The organism is Streptacidiphilus sp. EB129 (assembly GCF_041262645.1).
In the GTDB taxonomy this organism is placed as follows: Bacteria; Actinomycetota; Actinomycetes; order Streptomycetales; family Streptomycetaceae; genus Streptacidiphilus.
This window is the reverse complement of the sequence record NZ_JBGCCS010000013.1, coordinates 161,188-177,024: the sequence shown is the minus strand read 5'-3', so window position 1 is coordinate 177,024 and position 15,837 is coordinate 161,188. Positions and strand designations below refer to the sequence as shown.

Genomic DNA, 15,837 nt, shown 5'->3' with positions numbered 1-15,837 from the left:
GGAGCAGCGGGCTGCGGACGGGCGGCACCCTCCACCCGGGTGCCGCCGAAAGGAGTGCAGACCGGTTCTCCCTGCGGGAACCGTTTCTGACGCCCCCTCCGCATCCGATCCGCTGCCCTCGCGCGCATCTTCGATCAGCGGGAGAACGAACCAGTGCCCCACGCACCACACCACCGCGACACCCGGCCCAGCGCGCCCCAGCCCGCCCACGCGGGCGCGGACACAGGGGACGCCGTGGAGTTCTACGGGACGATCGTCGATTACTGGTCCCACACCCAGGTCCGCGACTGGATCATGCTGCACCCGCAGATGACCCGCACCGCCTACCTGCTCTACAGCCTGCTGCGCTCCATGGTCACCGAGAAACGCCCCGGGGCACTGCGCAGGATGAGCCTGGACCAGCTGTGCTGGCTGCTGCCCGGCATCAACAGCAAACCCACCGGCCTGTCGACGGTCAAGGACGCGCTGCAGGTCCTGGCCCGCCTCGGCCTGGTGACCAACCCCGACGGACGACTCGTCACCTCCACCGGCCAGGGCGGCATCCAGACCACGCTGCGCCGCTACCAGGTCCACGACCTGCCCCCCGACGCCTACGACGGCTGGCGCAACGCCTGGGACAAGCTGGACGCCTACCGGCCCGACTGGCGCGAACACCCACCCGCCCCGCCCGCCCGATGCGGCGTCGACGACCCCGCCGAGCGCTTCGAAGGCCGGATTTCCGGCCATCGAGCTGACCTGGGCCGCAGCGGTGAAACCCCAGGTGGCTTCGATAGCCGGAAATCCGGCGGCCGCGGCCGGAAATCCGGCCGAGCCAGCCGGAATTCCGGCGAACGTAAGCCTGTGACCAGCGAAAACGCACCCCCCAAAGAAGTCTCTCCAAGAAGTTCTTCTCTCTCCCTCGCACCCGCCGCGTCCGCGTCGGCTGAAGTTGCAGGCGAGAGAGAGAACCCGGCGGCCGGGCACGACGACGCGGCCACGCAGGCAGCCGCCAGGATCGCCCAGGCCTGGGCGCAGGGGATGGCCGACGGCGGTGGCACCCGGATGCCGCGCCGTCAGGCCGCCATCGCCGCCCAGGCCCTGGAACTCCTGACCGCGGGCGAACAGGACACCGACTTCCTCACGGCACGCGCCCAGTGGATGGGCCGCGTCAAACCAACCTGGCAGCGGTTCGAGGACGCCCTGACCTTCGAAGGCCACGGCGCACCACCACGCCGAACACCCCAGCCCCGGGCCCCACGAGGCCCGCGCTGCGGCCAGTGCGACAACGGATGGCGCTACCAGGACCCCCACAACGCACTGGGCCCCTACCGCTGCCCCGACTGCGCGACGAACTGAGCCGGACCCGGGCTCTGGTCACTCCTTGGAGTTGAAGTCCCGGACCCTGTGCCGCTGGCGCCTCTCCGCTCCTAGGGTGGTGGTCGTGGCAGCTGACGTGAGGAACACCGCGGGGTTCAAGGCCCTGGCGACGCAGGTCTCGGCGGAATTGCTGCTGCGCGGTCTTGATGTCCAGCAGGTCGCCGTGGTCAACGTGCTGGCCCACATGGTCGGCCTGGTGGCGCAGCAACTGGGGATCCAGCCCAGGGCCGCGCTGCGCTACATCGAGCCGGGCGTGGTCGCGGACCAGATCGCTGCGGCGGGCGACCCGGACACCGACGGGGCCAAGGACGTGCACGCGGTGCGGCCGGTCCGCGTCGACGAACGCCGGCTCACCATGGACCGCTGGGTGCCGGGGCGGCCGCTCATGGCCCTGGCCCAGGCGGCGAAGTACGCCTCCAGCAACGGTGATACGCGCTCGGTGCAACACGCATTGGACCTGATCTCCGAGCTGGGCATGGCGGTGAACGCCGACCGGGACAGCGACTGCATGCAGGTCCCCGTCGGACTGCTGGACGAGGCCGCCGAGATCACCGACCGGGCCGCCCAGCGGATCGAGGCAGACGGGTGGAGCAGTTGCCCGTGCGGCGAAGACCACGGCCAGAGGGATCTGGACGCCAAGGTCGCGGCGGCGTTCCGGGAGGATGCGCTGCGCATGCGCCATCTGCGCGACGCTGGCGACGATTGACCAGCCCTGCTCCCGCCGGGCTCTACCGGCGGTAGAGTAGCGGGTATGGCAGACGAGACGAGCATCAAGGTGTCCAAGGCCGCCCGGGAGCGGCTCAACGCGCTGGCAGCCGAGCGGGGCACGACGCTGAAGGACCTCGTGGAGGACCTCGCCCAGAGCACCCCGACCGCGGACGAGCTGGCGGCGCGGGCCGACGCCGCGCAGCGCTACCTGCGCGAGCACATGGGTGTCGAGGTCACCGAGGAGGCGCTGGCAGCCTCCGCGCGTCTGCGTGCGGCCATCGCCGAGCGGGGCGCCGCAGCGTGATCCCGGCGATCTTCGACCACACCGCCCTGCTCGCCCTGGGGGCCGGGTATCCCGCGCTGTCCGGGTTCGTGGTGGACGCCGCTGCGGGACGGGCGGCGGTCCACGTCCCCGCGCTGTGCCTGACCGCCGCCGAAGCCCAGCGCCAAGGGGTGGCCGAACACGTCGGCGCGCTGCCCGGCCTGGACATCGAGGCCCTGGACCTGTCCGCCGTCATCGCGGTCGGCGCCCTGATCGGCGACGGCATCGACTGGCGCATCGCCCACGCCGTACACGCCAGCCGCCCCAGCGCCCACCACCCCACCGGACTGGTAGTCCTGTCGGTGCAGCCCGACCTGTACACCGGCACCGGCGTAGACCCCATCGACCCCGGCAAGATCAGCTGACAACGCCCCCTTCGCCCGGAACTGACGCTCACCGTGGGGGCTGGACTGGCTCGGCTACGACACCGCGCTCGATCAAGGCTGGCCGACCGCCATCGGCGCCGTCGAGGGTGCGTGCCGACACCTGACCGACCGCCTAGACATCACCGGCGCCCGCTGGGGCCTGCCCGGTGCCGAAGCCGTCCTGCGCCTACGCACCCTGGTCGCCAACGGCGACCTCGACACCTACTTGACCCACCACCTCGCACGCGAGCAGGAACTCCTATACCCCGCCCTTGACCAGCGGTAATATCGCCTCACCGCGTGACCTGGACACATCCGGAAACGGACCGGACGCTGGCCGGTCATCCACGCCATAATGCCTCCAAGTCGTCACTGCGCCAGCCGGCACCGCGCCCCTGCGAGAGCTGCCCCTACCGGCGCGACGTTCCCTCAGGCGTCTGGGCGCACCGGGAGTACGAGAAGCTCCGCCGGTACGACGCCCCGACCCCTGAACAGCCCTCCGCGCTGTTCCAGTGCCACCAGGCCGACGCCGACAGCGAGGTCCGACGCATCTGCGCCGGCTGGGCCGGCTGCCATGACAGCACGCAACTGCTCGCGCTACGAATCGGCGTGCTCAACGGCAGCATCGACGAGGCGACCTACCACACCACAGTCACCTACCAATCGCCGGTCCCGCTGTTCGCCTCGGGCTGTGAGGCCGCCGACCACGGCCAAGCCGCCATCGACCAGCCGCGCGAAGCAGCCGAACACCTCATCGCCAAAATCTCCCGGGTTCGAGCAGACCTCGAAACCTAACCCGGACGCTGGACCACCGAAACTGCGGCCACAGTCTCACAAGCCGCTTCCCTCCAACGGAGAACTGCACCCATCTCGCCTCGGCACCACCGTGAACCCGCAGTCCGAGGCCTTCAGGAAGCCCTGAGCACCCGAGCTGTCTCGGTCTGAGGCGGCGCGACTCGTCGCAGGCCAGCCCGGCCCCGACGGACGGGGGTAGATTGCTTACAGACGGCATTCGCTGGCTGTCTGGAGCCTTGTTGCTTCGTACAGCCCGACGGGCGGGGCAGCCACGGACGCTCACTCGACGATGCTTGCAGCACACGAGTGAGGGAGGCTCCTCGTGACAACCACGACTCTCCCCACCGGCTACACCAAGGCCGAATGGGAACCGATCGTCCGCAAGGGCCGGAAGCTGGTCAAGCAGCACTCCAGCTACCAGTTCGCTCTTGGGGACCTCGTTATCGATGCGCTGGTCGACCACCCTCGTGGCCACGGCGAGGTCACAGAGGTCATCGAACTCCTCGCCCACCAGATCGGCGTGAACGAGACCACGTTGCGCAAGTACTACGAGATCGCGGTGCAGTGGCCAGAAGAGAAGCGCCGTTCAGATGTGTGCTTCTCCGTGCATGAAGAGCTCGCCTACGTCCGAAGCCGCTACATCCTGATTCGGAAGGACCCCTTCGACCCGATCTCGAAGGAGTACCGGTGGACGGTCAACGAGGCGCAGAAGGTCGCGAACCGTGCCTTCGACACCCCGACCAACAGGGAAGAACGGCTCGCCAGGACCAGGAGGCTCCTGCACAGCGACGAGGATGCGGCCGAAGTCGTCAAGGAGATGATCACCCGGCCCGAGGTCCGCAGCCGAGTTGTAGCCGACCCGCGATCTCGGCACCTGATCCGGGAAGCCCAGTACGAGCACTGGCGGGAAGTGGATAGCGAGATCGAGGCCGAGGCCGAGCTGGCGCCGGCCCAGGACGCCGAAGAGGTCCAGGATGCCGCCGAAGAGGTGATGGCTCCTGGCATCGGCAAGGAGGCGCCTCTGGAGATCCTGCGACTGATCGGGGCATTCGCCTCATTCTTCGTCTCCCTCCAGCGGATCATCCCTGAGATCCACGCCCAGGACTACAACGAGGACACCAAGGCAGCCGTCCTGGACAACATCCAAAAGGCCCGGATGCTCCTCGACTGGTGCGAAAGCGCCATCACTACGGGCCGCACCGACATGGACAAGGCGTTGGCCAAGCTGCTTGAGGACGAAGCAGGCCAGTAACCATGGCCACGGAAAACCGCAGAACTGCGGGTGACAGCGGAGAGGAGATCTGGCAGCGGATAGCCAAGGCAGGTGATCAAGGCCTTTCCTGCCAGGACGCACAAGGACACCTCACCGGAGCCGAGTTCGATCGGGGCAAGGCCTGGATCCGCGACCGACTTCGCGGACGCGAAACCCGCCCCCGTGGCAGCCGTCATGCAACGACGAACGATGAGGACGAAGAAGGTGAGATGCCATGGCCACGCAGCGCCGCCAAGCGGCGCACGACAGTGGAGAGGACATATGGAACCGGGTCGTCAAGGCCGGTGACACTGGACTTCCCCGGCAGGAGGCCATCGGCCGGAACACGGACGCCCAGTTCGAGCGCGGGAAGGGATGGATCCGCGACTTCCAGTGCAAGAACGCCAAGAAGGGCTTCGTGCTGGTGCACGGACACTACGTGGCGACGAACAACGTCGACATGTGCACGCTGTACGCCGCGCTGAGGCTGCACTCCCTGGAGCACCAGGCCGTGCGCATTCGAAAGTGCTGCCTGGACAACCTGCCCCCGGAGGTGCAGAGCGACCTGCCCGTCATGTTGTTGGTCAAGACCTGCAACGACATCCTCGCCGCGCTGAAGTTCCTCAACGACGCCGGCTTCTCGCCGCAAGCCGCAGCAGCAGAGGCCGCGCAGACAAAGGCCAAGACGGCTCCGACCACGGGTAGCGGTCGGAAGACGTCCGGGACCACCACCAGGCGCCGATGAGTCCAATCGGCGGCGCGAGCCGGGCCCACGGGTAGCGTGGGCCCGACCCGCACGTCGAGCGTCACCGCGACCGTCGCCCGACGCAAGTCGAAGTCACGCGCTTCGATGCTCTCCGCAGCCAAACCCTCCGACGGAGCGTCGCGCTGCCGCTGGATCATCCCAGAGCGTGACGCGGCGGGGGGAGGAAGAGGCGCAGGCATGGAAGCGGCCGAGTGGGACGAGGGCGACTTCGACGAGACCGACGAGCCCTTTGAGGACACCTGCGACGAATGCGGCCGGCTACTCCAGATGGGACTGTACGAGGGGGATGATCCGCTGCTGTCGGTCGTGCCGGACTCGTCAGCCGTGTACCGAGACTATCCAGAGCGCGACGGCAAGCGAATGGTCATGGTCTGCTCCGCCGAGTGCCTGCGCAAGATCGAGCGGCGATATGGGCAGCGGCCGTTTGACGAGTCGGAGGTCTGGGCGGGAAAGATCGCCTGGGTCGTCATGACGCACGGCGGGACGACCGTCAGCAACGAGGCCCTTGAGCAGGAGACAGGCCTCGACCCTACGCAGATCCTGGCCGGCTTCGACTGGCTGGAGCATCGCCGCCCGAGAAGTCGGAGCGGACCGGACTCGCCCCCTCAGTAGGCGCCATTCCCGCATGACGCTGCATCAGGCGACGCCGTGCTTTGTGTTAGGTCCTCTTGCGCGGACCGGTGGGCCGGTCTCGAAACACCGGGGTCAGGAGGTAACGCGGAGCGTCAGTTCGCCAAGCTGGCGGCCGGTGGTAGTGATTCCGTATCGGCGCGCGTTGTTGAGAGACGCCTTGGTCAGGGCCTTACGCCGGTGGAAGTTCCGGCCCAGCTCGTCTAGGGCCACGGCCAGCGAGCGTGGGTCGCCAGGAGTGTAGGGAATGCCAGTGCTCCCGAGTATTTCCCTCACACCGGGTAGATCGGCGTAGGCGACCGGGAGTCCGTGGGCTTGGGCCTCGATGAGGACAAGCCCGAAAGCCTCCAGACCTCTGGTCGTGAAGACGAAGGCGTCGAAGTTCGGCAGACGGCGCCACAGTTCAGCGCGGGGCAGGAATGGAACAAAATGGACCCGGTCCCGCAGCCCAAGTTCGATAGCCCGCTGCTCCAGATGCTCCCGTAGGGGTCCTTTGCCGATCACGGTCAAGTGGTGCGGCTGATCGGTCAATGCGAGGGATTCGACGGCGGTGATCGTGGATTTGTTGTCGTCCAGGCGACCGGCGTGCACCACGGACAGGGGTCCGATTCCAGTAGGCGGTTGATCGCGTACCCGGGCATCACTCAAACGGATGCCCCACGGGATGACGGTGAGTCGATCGGTGAATCGGCGTCCGGTGAGACGGTCGATGCGGTCGGCGAGGGCGGAGGTCGGGGCGACGATCGCGGCGCTTGCGGCAGCAACTTCATTCATGACCTCGCGTTCCGATGCGCTGCGCTCGGCCACCATCACGTCGGGGCCGTGGGCGATGGCGATGATCGGGATGTTGCCGGCCGTTCGGGTGAAGGCCAGGCTGAGAGCGAACCCGAGGTACTGGGCGTGAATGGCGTTCGGCTGGATCTTCTCGATGAGCGCACCGACCTCACGGGTCAACTCGTCAACGTACGGGTCGAAGTCGGGGCCGTGAGGGCGTTTCGTCGTGGAGAGGATGATCAGATGATCGAACGCGGCCTTCCAGGCCTGATCGACCGGTGCCCTGCCCAGGAAGGTCGTGTGGATATCAGGCATTGCGCCGTAGAGATCGCTGACGAGGATCATGCTCCCGGACGAAGGCACGGAGGTGCGGTTGATGCCGGTCACGATGTTCAGGAGTTTGGAGGTCATGCGGAGATCCCATCAATGGATGCCCGTTGGGTGGGAATCGGAGATCGGGCTCCCAGGGCCACGTCGACTCGTGAGTCATCGGTGGTGATCTGCCTCTCGCGCTGACGAGCTGGCGCCCACCACGACGCCAGGTGCGGCGTGAGGACGGCCGAGACCTCCTCGGCCGGATGTAAGTAGCCGCTACTGTCCTGTTCTGCCGTCCATACTCTGACTGCCGACCTGGGGTAGACGGGATTTATCCCGATCTCTCCCTTGGGGAGGATTCCATTGAAGGGTGTGGGTATTCCCTCGCTGTTCCAGTAATCCCATGCCTCAAGAGCCTTCGCTTTCTCGAAGCAGTGGTAGAGCTGCTGGTAGCGCGGCATGTAGCGGATCTCGCGGAAGATCATCTGCCCGATCAGTCCAGGCGCGACGTTCCGGAGCGTGCTGAGATCAGCGCCAAGGAAGGTGACGGACGCCGCATCCTGGGACGGATGCAGCGCGGTGCGGGCGAACAGGTGGGACAGTCGTCGCCGGACGTACTCGGCGACTCCCGAGCCGAGAGCTGGTTCCATGCCTTCGATGAGCTGGACTAGCCGGTGATAGCGCGGATTGAAACGGGCCAGGTCGAACAACTGGTCCATGCCGTCCACGGCGGCGAAGGCGAGTCGCTTGTAGAGCCAGTTGTTCAGCTCTCCCGCCTGGGCATAGGTCTTGGTCTCCGGAGTAACGGAGTGGAGCATCAGGTATTCGGACAGAACCTCGAAGTACAGGTAGCCAAGGAACGGCACGTGGGCCACGGCGTCGGACAACTGGTCGATGAACTCGGGTGCCGGAGTGGCATGGCCGGCGGCGTTGCGCAGGGCGGCGTCGAGGAACACGGCCGCGGAACGCAGCCCGGTCAGCACGGCGTGGTCGAGCTGGTCGTTCTCGGCCAGGGTCAGGAAGCTCTGGAAGCGCTCGTAGGTACGCAGGTGGACGGCACCGAGATGCAGGTAGTCGACGCCCTTGAGCCGGATCGGGGCGTCCGGGATGACCTCGAAGACCATGGGCGTGGTGGAAGGCTTCGTCCGCATCAGGTAGGTGCCGAGGTTGTGGGGGCGCAGTCCTTCACGCTGACTGACGAGAGGCGAGCAGTACAGGGCTCCGACCAGGCATCCGGTGGAGACGTGCAACTGCCGGCTGATGCGGATGGCGTCGATGTCCTTGGTGGTGTGCAGCAGGTACATCGGCTTTCCGCTGACGAGCGCTTCGGTCATGGCGTTGTGTCGTATCAGCCAGCCGTTGGGGGCTGATGTCTCCAGATACTGGCGCCAGTCGCTCTCGCTTTCGGCCAGCGAGGCAGGAATTTGACGCTGCGCGGGCAGAGTGTAGTCCGTGTGGGCGTGTTCCCATTCGTCGCGCAAGAGAACTCCCGGGGATGGAGGATTGACAGCGGGTCGGGATGATTTCGAGATGCTAAAGGGTCTCGACGTTCGCTCCGGAAAGGCGGTTTCGGCAGTCGAGAACATAGGTTGCACATTTCTCGATCATCGGGAGGTCGAATCGGGTGTGGTCCATGAGAAGCACCACGGCATCAGCGGTCGCCACCTCCTCCGGGCTCGCGTCGACCCGGGGCATGTTCAGCGTGGTGTCGTCACCCTCCGGGATGTTGGGGTCGGCGCCGCGGACCTCGGCGCCGAGGTTGATGAGAAGTTCGGCGACACGTGCCGAAGGTGAATTGCGAAGGTCTGTGGCGTTGTACTTGTACGTCAGGCCGAGCAGCAGGATCCGAGATCCGTTGATGGTCATGCGGCGCTTGTCGAGTGCTTCCACGAGACGCCGGACGACGTAGTCGGGCATGTGGCGGTTCACGTCGTCGGCGAGTTCCACGAACCGGAAAGGGACGCCGAGATCCTGCTGGACCTTCCACGAGAGGAACAACGGGTCGACGGGTAGGCAGTGCCCGCCGACTCCCGGCCCGGGGGTGAACCGCGTGAATCCGAAGGGTTTGGTCGCGGCGGCGTCGATCGCCTCCCAGATGTTCACGCCGAGGGAAGCGGCCAGCATCGCCATCTCGTTGACCATAGAGATGTTGACGAACCGGAAGACGTTCTCGATCAGCTTGGCCAGCTCGGCGACCTTGGTCCCGGACACCGGTACCGTGGTCTGAAAGATGCCGTCGTAGAAACCCTTGATCACGTCGAGTGATTTGGCGTCGATTCCGGACACCAATTTGGGTGTCCCGTCGAACGACCACCGCTTGTTTCCCGGAGCGATACGCTCGGGACTGAATCCGGCCAGGAAGTCCACCCCGCCTTTGAGGCCCGACGCCGTCTCCAGGATCGGCAGCAGCAGTTCCTCGGTGGTGCCGGGATAGGTCGTGGACTCCAGGACAACGACCGCGCCGGGGCGAAGGTGCTCGCCCAGGGTCCGGGCGCAGGACTCGATGTAGGTCAGGTCGGGCACGCCGTCCCGCAGCGGGGTCGGCACGGTGATCACCGCGATGTCGAAGCCGGCCAGCGCGGCAGCATCGGCGGTCACGGAGTAGATCCCGGAATCCAGCACTGCGCGCAGCCGCGAGGAGGCCACGTCCTCCACGTAGGAGTGGCCGACGGCGAGCTGCTGGACGCGGTGCGGGTCCACGTCGTAGCCGACGACACGGTGACCCACCTCTGCGGCGCGTACGGCCAGTGGAAGCCCTACATAGCCCTGACCAGCGACAACTATCTGCATGGCAGCTCCTACTCGATTGCGGTGCTTGAATGGACCGTCGTTCCTGGTCTGGCAAGGAGAAGCGCTGTGCCCCTGGTGTCTGTCGTGATGCCCGTGTACAACTCGGCGGCCACCCTCGGCGCAGCCGTCCGATCGGTGCTCACGCAGACCCACAGCGACGTGGAGCTGCTGGCCACCGACGACCAGTCCTGCGATGGCTCCATGGACCTGCTGCACGAGTTCGCCGAGCAGGACGAGCGCGTTCTGCCGAAGTCGGCACCCGAGCGGTGCGGTGCGGGCCGGGCTCGCAACCTCGCGATCGAGCGGGCCCGCGGGGACTACATCGCCTTTCTCGACAGCGACGACATGTGGCTTCCGGAGAAGACCGAGAAGCAGCTCGCCTTCGCTGCGGAGGTCACTGCGCCTTTGACGTTCACCTCGTACTTCAAGATGGCCGCCGACTACGACGGCGAGAGCACCGACTGGGTTCCGAACGGGCGGGTGGTCCGTGCGCGGGAGCACGTGGACTACCGCGCGATGCTGGTCCAGGACCACATCGGTGCTCTCACCGCCATGTACGACCGCAATGTCCTGGGCACGAGGCTGATGCCGGAGATGCGCAAGCGCCAGGACTACGCTCTCTGGCTGTCGATCATGCGGGACGGCGCTGACGCCCGGGGCCTGGCTGAGCCGCTTGCGGTGTACAGGGCCCACCAGGCGGGATCGCTGTCCTCCAACAAGCTCTCGCTCGTGCAATACAACTGGGCCCTGTGCCGCGAGCACGAGCAACTGTCGGTCCCGCGGGCGACGCGGGCGCTGGCCGGCGCTGTGTGGCAGTCGCTGCGCAACTCGCTCATCTAGATCCGTGCACGGGCCCGAGGAGCCCGGTGCGCAACCGGTTCCTGGGGTGCCCGACTGGGGCCCGCCCCGTGGCCGTGCCGCGTGCTCGGGGGCTGGACCTGGAGGTGGGACTTTGTGGGTCACCGTGCCGTCGGCCGGCTACGCGGCCGAGCCGTCGGCGGCCCTCGCGCGGAGGAACAACTGGAGGAGTAGCCGCCGGTCGGCGACCGGGACGGTCTCCTGACCGCTGTGGAGTGCCTCCCGACCGTGCAGGAAGCGGCGCTGGTTCACGATGAGGTAGTCCCCGGGCTGGAGCATGAAGGAGACCTGCCCCCGGACGAGCTCGCCGGCGAGCTCCCGGGCGGCGTCGGCGTGCGCCTGGCCGAGCTGGGACCTCTCCAGCATCTTGGCGGTGAAGCGGACAAACCCCCCGCCCGGGTCGGAGCCGTCCAGGATCGGGAACGGCTTGTACTCCTCGCCGACGCCGTGCAGGTCGAAGAAGGTCCCGTAGTGGTAGGCCGTCTCGGCCAGGAGGGCGCGGCTGTCCTGCGACAGCCGCGCCACCGCCGCGTGGGCGTCGGAGAGGATGCTGGGGCCGCCGCCGAGCGGGTCGGGGCGAACGCACAGGAGCGTGGTGTAGTCCGGGGGCAGGGTTGCGTTCACCAGGTCCATGTGGAATGCGTTGTACCCGATGCCGCTGGACTTGCCGGGGTCCTTGTCGACCTTGACGCCGATGTCCTTCCACAGGGGCCACCGCGGGAAGGGCGAGAAGGGGACCGCCACCTCGGCCGCGAAGGCCATCGCCAGCCGCAGGAGGCGGTCGTCGTCGGTCCCCAGCGCCTTGGCGAGGGTCCCCAGGCGCAGCACGGCGTATCCGCCGTCATCCCCGGTCAGCGCGTGGCGCAGGATCGCGGCAGATTCCTCGAACCGCGCGGTGGCCTTCAGCTCGGTCCGGTACCGCTCCATGGTGGAGGTGGCCAGGAACGAACCGTCCAGTTCCCACGTGGGGAGAGAACGGTCGATCAGAGCGGCTTGGAGTTCGCTTGGGATGTCGATGAACACGCGGGGTTTCCTTCTCTCTTGGGGTTCTCGGCGGGGACCAGGGGCAGGCGGACGACGATCCGCTTGCCGCCGGTGGCGGTGTCCGGGATGACCTCAGCGCGGCCACGGAGCTCCCGCACCAGGGCGTTGACCAGGAACAGGCCTCGGCCCCCGTGGTCGTGGGCAGTCGGTAGGGGCTTCGGCTTGAACGGGTGGGCATCCGCGACGGCCAGCACCAGTTCGGCCCCGTCCTCGACGGCGAAGCTGACCGTGGCGGTGGGCGAGAGTACAGCCGCGTGCTGCACCACGTTCGTCACGAGCTCGCTGATGATCAGGCGTGCCGTGTCCACGACTTGCCCGGACATACCCCAGCCTGCGAGGACTTTGACGGTCTCACGGCGGGCCAGCGGGACGTGCTCGGCCATGGAGATCACCTGGAGGTCGTGGTGCATCCTGGACATCGCGCAGCTCACCCTCTCTCCGGCGGCAGCTGCCCGGACCGTGACAGAGAGTAATATTTCCAGCATGCAGGGGTGTTCACCATCGTGAACCCACAGCCCCGAAACAGTTCATGGCCGACGAGACACCGCCCGACGGAGCTTTCAAGGCACTGATGCTGGTACCGAAGGTCGCTTGCTTCGCGGACGCCCGTCTGGCCGACTCCATCCACGGGGTCCGCCACAACGCGCGCGTCAGCCTGCTCACATCCGTGCTCGCCATCGAGCTCCGGCTCGACGCCGGCGACGCCGCTGCGCTGCGCGCTGCCGCAGCCATCCACGACCGCCGACGGCGCGACGACCGGGACGACCCCGGCCACGGGCAGCGCGCCGCGCGGCCATCTACCTGCGGCCCGATGAGGTCGATGAAGCAGCATCCGCACGGCAGCAGCGAGAGCTTGGCCCCGTCGCCGTAGTGGATGCTGCCGCCGAACCCGGATAGGACGTGCCAGATGCTGCCGCAGCGGGTACCGGCGAAGCCCCGGTCGACGAGGCACGGGCGGTGGCGGAAGGGACGGGCCAGCCTCCAGCTGCACCACGCTCAGATCCGGCCGCGCAGCCAGGACCGCGCGGGCCGCGGCCAGCCCGGCCGGTCCGCTGCCTGCGATGACGATATTCCGATGCATCACTGGGCTCCCGATTGTGGTGGTGTCGGGCCGTGGGGGGGGGGGGGGGGGCGGGGGGCCCCCCCGGGGGGGGGGGGGGGGGGGGGGCCCCCCCCCCCCCCCCCCCCCCCCACGGCGGGCTGCGCCGGTGCCGAGGGACACCCCACGCCGTCCGGGCACGCCGCTTGACTGGCGGCGCGTCACATCAGGACACCAACGGGCGTCTTCGCTCGGAACGGGACAACTGTGTGCCCGGTGTGTGCCCGCCCCGATCACTCCCTGTCCCCGTCCGCCGCCGTGCGGCATCGTGGTGGCAGACGTCTACATCGCCGGGGGTGGTCCGTGAAACTGGCAACGCATCCGCTCGTGCTGATCCGGCTGGAGAGGGGCTGGTCACTCGCGGACCTCGCCCGGCTCATGCACCGCGAGGCCGCCCGCCATCAGCTGCGCTCAGGAATCGACCGCAACCGGATCTGGAAGTGGGAGCACCAGGTCGAGCCCACCGAGGAGCACCAGCTGCTGCTCGCCCGCGTCCTGGGGGTCCCCGCCGCCGAGGTCGAACACCTGGGGTGGCCGTGGTGGCTGCCCGCCCACGCCGACCCACTCCCGTTCGACCCCGCCGGCAGCCGAGCCGCGATCAGAGAGGCCACCACCGCCCGCATGGACCGCCGAAGCTTCCTCGTCTTCGCCAGCAGCGCCCTGGCCACCGGCGCGGCCCAATGGGCCACCACCGAACCCGGCCGGCTCACCGGCGCTCTGGCCGGGCAGTCCGTCGACCCCGAGCTGCTTTGCTGGTTGGAGGAGCGCACCACGGAGCTGCGCGGCCTGGCCAACGCCAACGGGCCACTCGTGGCCGAGCTGCTGGAGATCCACCTGAAGACCACCGTCGCCTTGATCCAAGAGGCCCGGTACGGCCAGGCCACCGGGCAGCGGCTGCATTTGACGGCGGCGCACCTGGCGCAGTCGCTGGGCTGGCTGCGCTTCGACGCCGCCCAGCACGGTGCAGCACAGCGACTGTGGCAAGGCGCCCTGCACGCGGCCCACCTCGCCGGCGACCGCGACCTCGGGGCCGGCGTGCTGTCCGACCTCGCCTACACCTGCACTTGGCTGGGACAACCCAAGGACGCTGTTCGGATCCTGGGCCACGCTCGCGCCCGCACCACCTCCCCCGCCGCCCGCTCTCTGCTCGACCTGCGCCACGCCCGCGCGCTCGCCGTCCTGCGCGACCGCTCTGGCGTCACCAGAGCTCTGGCTTCCGCCGAGAACGAGCTGGAGCACTCCGACCCACGGCACGCACCGGGGTGGGTGGCATGGATGTCCCCGGCGGACCTGTCCGCGGACGCCGGCCGCTGCTGGCTGGACCTGGGCGACCAGCACCGCGCGGCCGCCGCAATCGAGGGAGGGCTCTCCCAGCTCGATCCCGCGCGACGACGCACCCGGGCGGTCTTCCTCACCTACCAGGCCGAAGGCGACCTCCGCGACAAGGACATCGAGGCCGCCGCCGAACACGCACGCCTCGCACTCGACACCTCGCTGGACAGCAAGGCCACCCGCTGCCTCGACCTCGTCACAACCCTGATCAACCGCTTCGAGCGCCACAGCGAGCCAGCAGCAGCCGATCTGTGCGACTACGCCCGCCATCGCCTGGCGGCGTGATTCCTCCATCAAGCACGAACACGACTCGCCCTGGCCAGCTGACATTCCCGTGCCGGTGAGCCACCGCGGTCCCGCGATACCGGCCCAGCGCGTTGGTAGCGTCGGAGGATGCCGTGCCGACCGGCTTGGCTTGCCATTCGACGGGGAGAGACCTCATGGCCACCACGATCCGCAGGGCAGTGATCCCCGCCGCCGGACTGGGCTCCCGCCTGCTGCCGCTGACCAAGGCAACCCCCAAGGAGATGCTCCCGGTCGGCGACAAACCAGTCATCGAGCACACCGTTCGCGAGCTGGTGGCGTCGGGCATCACCGACATCACCATCGTCGTCTCGGGCGGCAAGTCCCTGATCCAGGAGCACTTCCGCCCCAACCCCGCTCTCGTCGACCAGCTGCGCGCGGACGGCAAGGCCGCGTACGCGGACGCGGTGGAGGAGGTCGCCGAGCTGTCCCGGCGCGGCCACATCACCTACCTCGACCAGCACGGCCCCTACGGCAACGGCACCCCGGTCCTGAACGCGGCCCGCAACTTCGGCGACGAGCCGATGCTGGTCCTGTGGCCCGACGACGTCTTCGTCGCCAAGGTCCCCCGCGCCCAGCAGCTGATCCGCGCGTACGAAGCGACCAGCTGCCCCGTCCTGGCCCTGATGCCGATGGAACCCGGCGACTCCCAGCGCTACGGCGTGCCTGTGGTCAAAGAGGACCTGGACGACGGCCTACTGCGGATCACCGGACTGGTCGAGAAGCCCAAGCCGGCCGACGCACCCTCCGCGTACGCGGCCATCGGAGGCTACGTCGTGACCCCTGGCATCATCGACGAGCTGCGCGAGCAGACCAAGCGCTGGTACGAGCACAAGACCGGCGAGGTCTACCTGACCAACGCCCTCAACGCCTACGCGGCCAGCCGCGCCGTGTACGGCCAGGTCATCCAGGGCCGCTGGTACGACACCGGCAACCCAGCCGACTACCTCGTCGCCCAGTTCGCCTCCGCCCTCGCCCATCCCGAATACGGGCCTCTGCTGCGCCAGCTCGCCCGCGACCTCGACGGCCACCCCAGCGCCAACCCGACCAGCTGATCCGTCTCCCTTGGACCGCACGGTCCGACCAGAGCGCCGGCGACGACGGAGTTCGACAAGGTGCCCGAGCGAG

At 68.1% G+C, this 15,837-nt stretch carries 17 protein-coding genes and 1 pseudogene; 13 read left to right on the top strand and 5 right to left on the bottom strand.

Annotated features, from left to right (window positions below; all coding sequences use genetic code 11):
- Positions 1–153 precede the first annotated feature (153 nt).
- The 9 genes and pseudogenes from ABH925_RS18350 to ABH925_RS18310 all read left to right on the top strand — a co-directional run bounded on the left by ABH925_RS18350 (position 154) and on the right by ABH925_RS18310 (position 6,176).
- A complete protein-coding gene (locus ABH925_RS18350; protein ID WP_370149190.1) occupies positions 154–1,335 on the top strand; it encodes a hypothetical protein in 1,182 nt (393 codons plus the stop codon).
- An 85-nt stretch (positions 1,336–1,420) separates the two neighbouring features.
- Positions 1,421–2,062, top strand: a complete 642-nt coding sequence (locus ABH925_RS18345) for a hypothetical protein (RefSeq protein WP_370149188.1) — start codon at positions 1,421–1,423, stop codon at positions 2,060–2,062.
- Between the two features lie 45 nt (positions 2,063–2,107).
- Positions 2,108–2,368 carry a hypothetical protein gene (locus tag ABH925_RS18340; RefSeq protein ID WP_370149186.1) on the top strand — a complete coding sequence of 87 codons (261 nt, stop codon included), beginning with the start codon at positions 2,108–2,110 and terminating at the stop codon, positions 2,366–2,368.
- Positions 2,365–2,751 (top strand): hypothetical protein, encoded by a 387-nt coding sequence (locus ABH925_RS18335; RefSeq protein ID WP_370149184.1) that lies wholly within the window; start codon positions 2,365–2,367, stop codon positions 2,749–2,751. The genes ABH925_RS18340 and ABH925_RS18335 overlap by 4 nt, the downstream gene beginning before the upstream one ends.
- A gap of 46 nt (positions 2,752–2,797) precedes the next feature.
- Positions 2,798–3,037: pseudogene (locus tag ABH925_RS18330) on the top strand (ISKra4 family transposase); the annotation flags it as partial.
- Between the two features lie 14 nt (positions 3,038–3,051).
- Entirely contained in the window at positions 3,052–3,546 is a 495-nt protein-coding gene (locus ABH925_RS18325; protein ID WP_370149182.1) for a DUF6283 family protein, read from the top strand.
- Positions 3,547–3,868: 322 nt separating this feature from the next.
- A complete protein-coding gene (locus tag ABH925_RS18320) occupies positions 3,869–4,798 on the top strand; it encodes a DUF6192 family protein (protein ID WP_370149181.1) in 930 nt (309 codons plus the stop codon).
- Between the two features lie 235 nt (positions 4,799–5,033).
- Entirely contained in the window at positions 5,034–5,543 is a 510-nt protein-coding gene (locus ABH925_RS18315; RefSeq protein ID WP_370149180.1) for a hypothetical protein, read from the top strand.
- Positions 5,544–5,741: 198 nt separating this feature from the next.
- Positions 5,742–6,176, top strand: coding sequence for a hypothetical protein (locus ABH925_RS18310; protein WP_370149178.1), 435 nt, complete (start codon positions 5,742–5,744; stop codon positions 6,174–6,176).
- A gap of 93 nt (positions 6,177–6,269) precedes the next feature.
- Here the strand turns inward: ABH925_RS18310 and ABH925_RS18305 are convergent, their stop codons facing one another.
- From ABH925_RS18305 to ABH925_RS18295, 3 genes are read right to left on the bottom strand one after another with little or no spacing between them, the layout of a single operon-like run.
- Positions 6,270–7,379, bottom strand: a complete 1,110-nt coding sequence (locus ABH925_RS18305; protein WP_370149177.1) for a glycosyltransferase family 4 protein — start codon at positions 7,377–7,379, stop codon at positions 6,270–6,272.
- On the bottom strand, positions 7,376–8,764 hold the full coding sequence (locus tag ABH925_RS18300; protein WP_370149176.1) for a hypothetical protein: 1,389 nt from the start codon (positions 8,762–8,764) through the stop codon (positions 7,376–7,378). The genes ABH925_RS18305 and ABH925_RS18300 overlap by 4 nt, the downstream gene beginning before the upstream one ends.
- A 52-nt stretch (positions 8,765–8,816) precedes the next feature.
- Positions 8,817–10,073, bottom strand: a complete 1,257-nt coding sequence (locus ABH925_RS18295) for a nucleotide sugar dehydrogenase (RefSeq protein WP_370149174.1) — start codon at positions 10,071–10,073, stop codon at positions 8,817–8,819.
- A gap of 66 nt (positions 10,074–10,139) precedes the next feature.
- Here ABH925_RS18295 and ABH925_RS18290 point away from each other — a divergent pair, with 66 nt between their 5' ends.
- Positions 10,140–10,913 (top strand): glycosyltransferase family 2 protein, encoded by a 774-nt coding sequence (locus ABH925_RS18290; protein ID WP_370149172.1) that lies wholly within the window; start codon positions 10,140–10,142, stop codon positions 10,911–10,913.
- A 138-nt stretch (positions 10,914–11,051) separates the two neighbouring features.
- Here the strand turns inward: ABH925_RS18290 and ABH925_RS18285 are convergent, their stop codons facing one another.
- Together ABH925_RS18285 and ABH925_RS18280 are read right to left on the bottom strand one after the other, a co-directional pair.
- Complete coding sequence (locus tag ABH925_RS18285) at positions 11,052–11,954, bottom strand: TauD/TfdA family dioxygenase (RefSeq protein WP_370149171.1); 903 nt, start codon at positions 11,952–11,954, stop codon at positions 11,052–11,054.
- A complete protein-coding gene (locus ABH925_RS18280; protein ID WP_370149170.1) occupies positions 11,915–12,394 on the bottom strand; it encodes an ATP-binding protein in 480 nt (159 codons plus the stop codon). Before ABH925_RS18280 ends, ABH925_RS18285 begins: the two co-directional genes overlap by 40 nt.
- A gap of 110 nt (positions 12,395–12,504) precedes the next feature.
- On the opposite strand from ABH925_RS18280, the gene ABH925_RS18275 reads away from it, so the two are divergent.
- From ABH925_RS18275 to ABH925_RS18265, 3 genes are all read left to right on the top strand, one after another.
- Entirely contained in the window at positions 12,505–12,846 is a 342-nt protein-coding gene (locus ABH925_RS18275) for a hypothetical protein (RefSeq protein ID WP_370149169.1), read from the top strand.
- Between the two features lie 531 nt (positions 12,847–13,377).
- Entirely contained in the window at positions 13,378–14,691 is a 1,314-nt protein-coding gene (locus ABH925_RS18270) for a helix-turn-helix domain-containing protein (RefSeq protein WP_370149167.1), read from the top strand.
- A gap of 155 nt (positions 14,692–14,846) precedes the next feature.
- Positions 14,847–15,764 carry a UTP--glucose-1-phosphate uridylyltransferase gene (locus ABH925_RS18265; protein ID WP_370149165.1) on the top strand — a complete coding sequence of 306 codons (918 nt, stop codon included), beginning with the start codon at positions 14,847–14,849 and terminating at the stop codon, positions 15,762–15,764.
- The last annotated feature ends 73 nt before the right edge of the window (positions 15,765–15,837 follow it).

Bases quoted from the DNA above. Each gene is read 5' to 3' on its own strand.
- ABH925_RS18275 (WP_370149169.1), top strand. From the start codon at position 12,505: ATGGCCGACGAGACACCGCCCGACGGAGCTTTCAAGGCACTGATGCTG.
- ABH925_RS18280 (WP_370149170.1), bottom strand. From the start codon at position 12,394: ATGTCCAGGATGCACCACGACCTCCAGGTGATCTCCATGGCCGAGCAC.
- ABH925_RS18315 (WP_370149180.1), top strand. From the start codon at position 5,034: ATGGCCACGCAGCGCCGCCAAGCGGCGCACGACAGTGGAGAGGACATA.
- ABH925_RS18295 (WP_370149174.1), bottom strand. From the start codon at position 10,073: ATGCAGATAGTTGTCGCTGGTCAGGGCTATGTAGGGCTTCCACTGGCC.
- ABH925_RS18310 (WP_370149178.1), top strand. From the start codon at position 5,742: ATGGAAGCGGCCGAGTGGGACGAGGGCGACTTCGACGAGACCGACGAG.
- ABH925_RS18340 (WP_370149186.1), top strand. From the start codon at position 2,108: ATGGCAGACGAGACGAGCATCAAGGTGTCCAAGGCCGCCCGGGAGCGG.
- ABH925_RS18265 (WP_370149165.1), top strand. From the start codon at position 14,847: ATGGCCACCACGATCCGCAGGGCAGTGATCCCCGCCGCCGGACTGGGC.
- ABH925_RS18305 (WP_370149177.1), bottom strand. From the start codon at position 7,379: ATGACCTCCAAACTCCTGAACATCGTGACCGGCATCAACCGCACCTCC.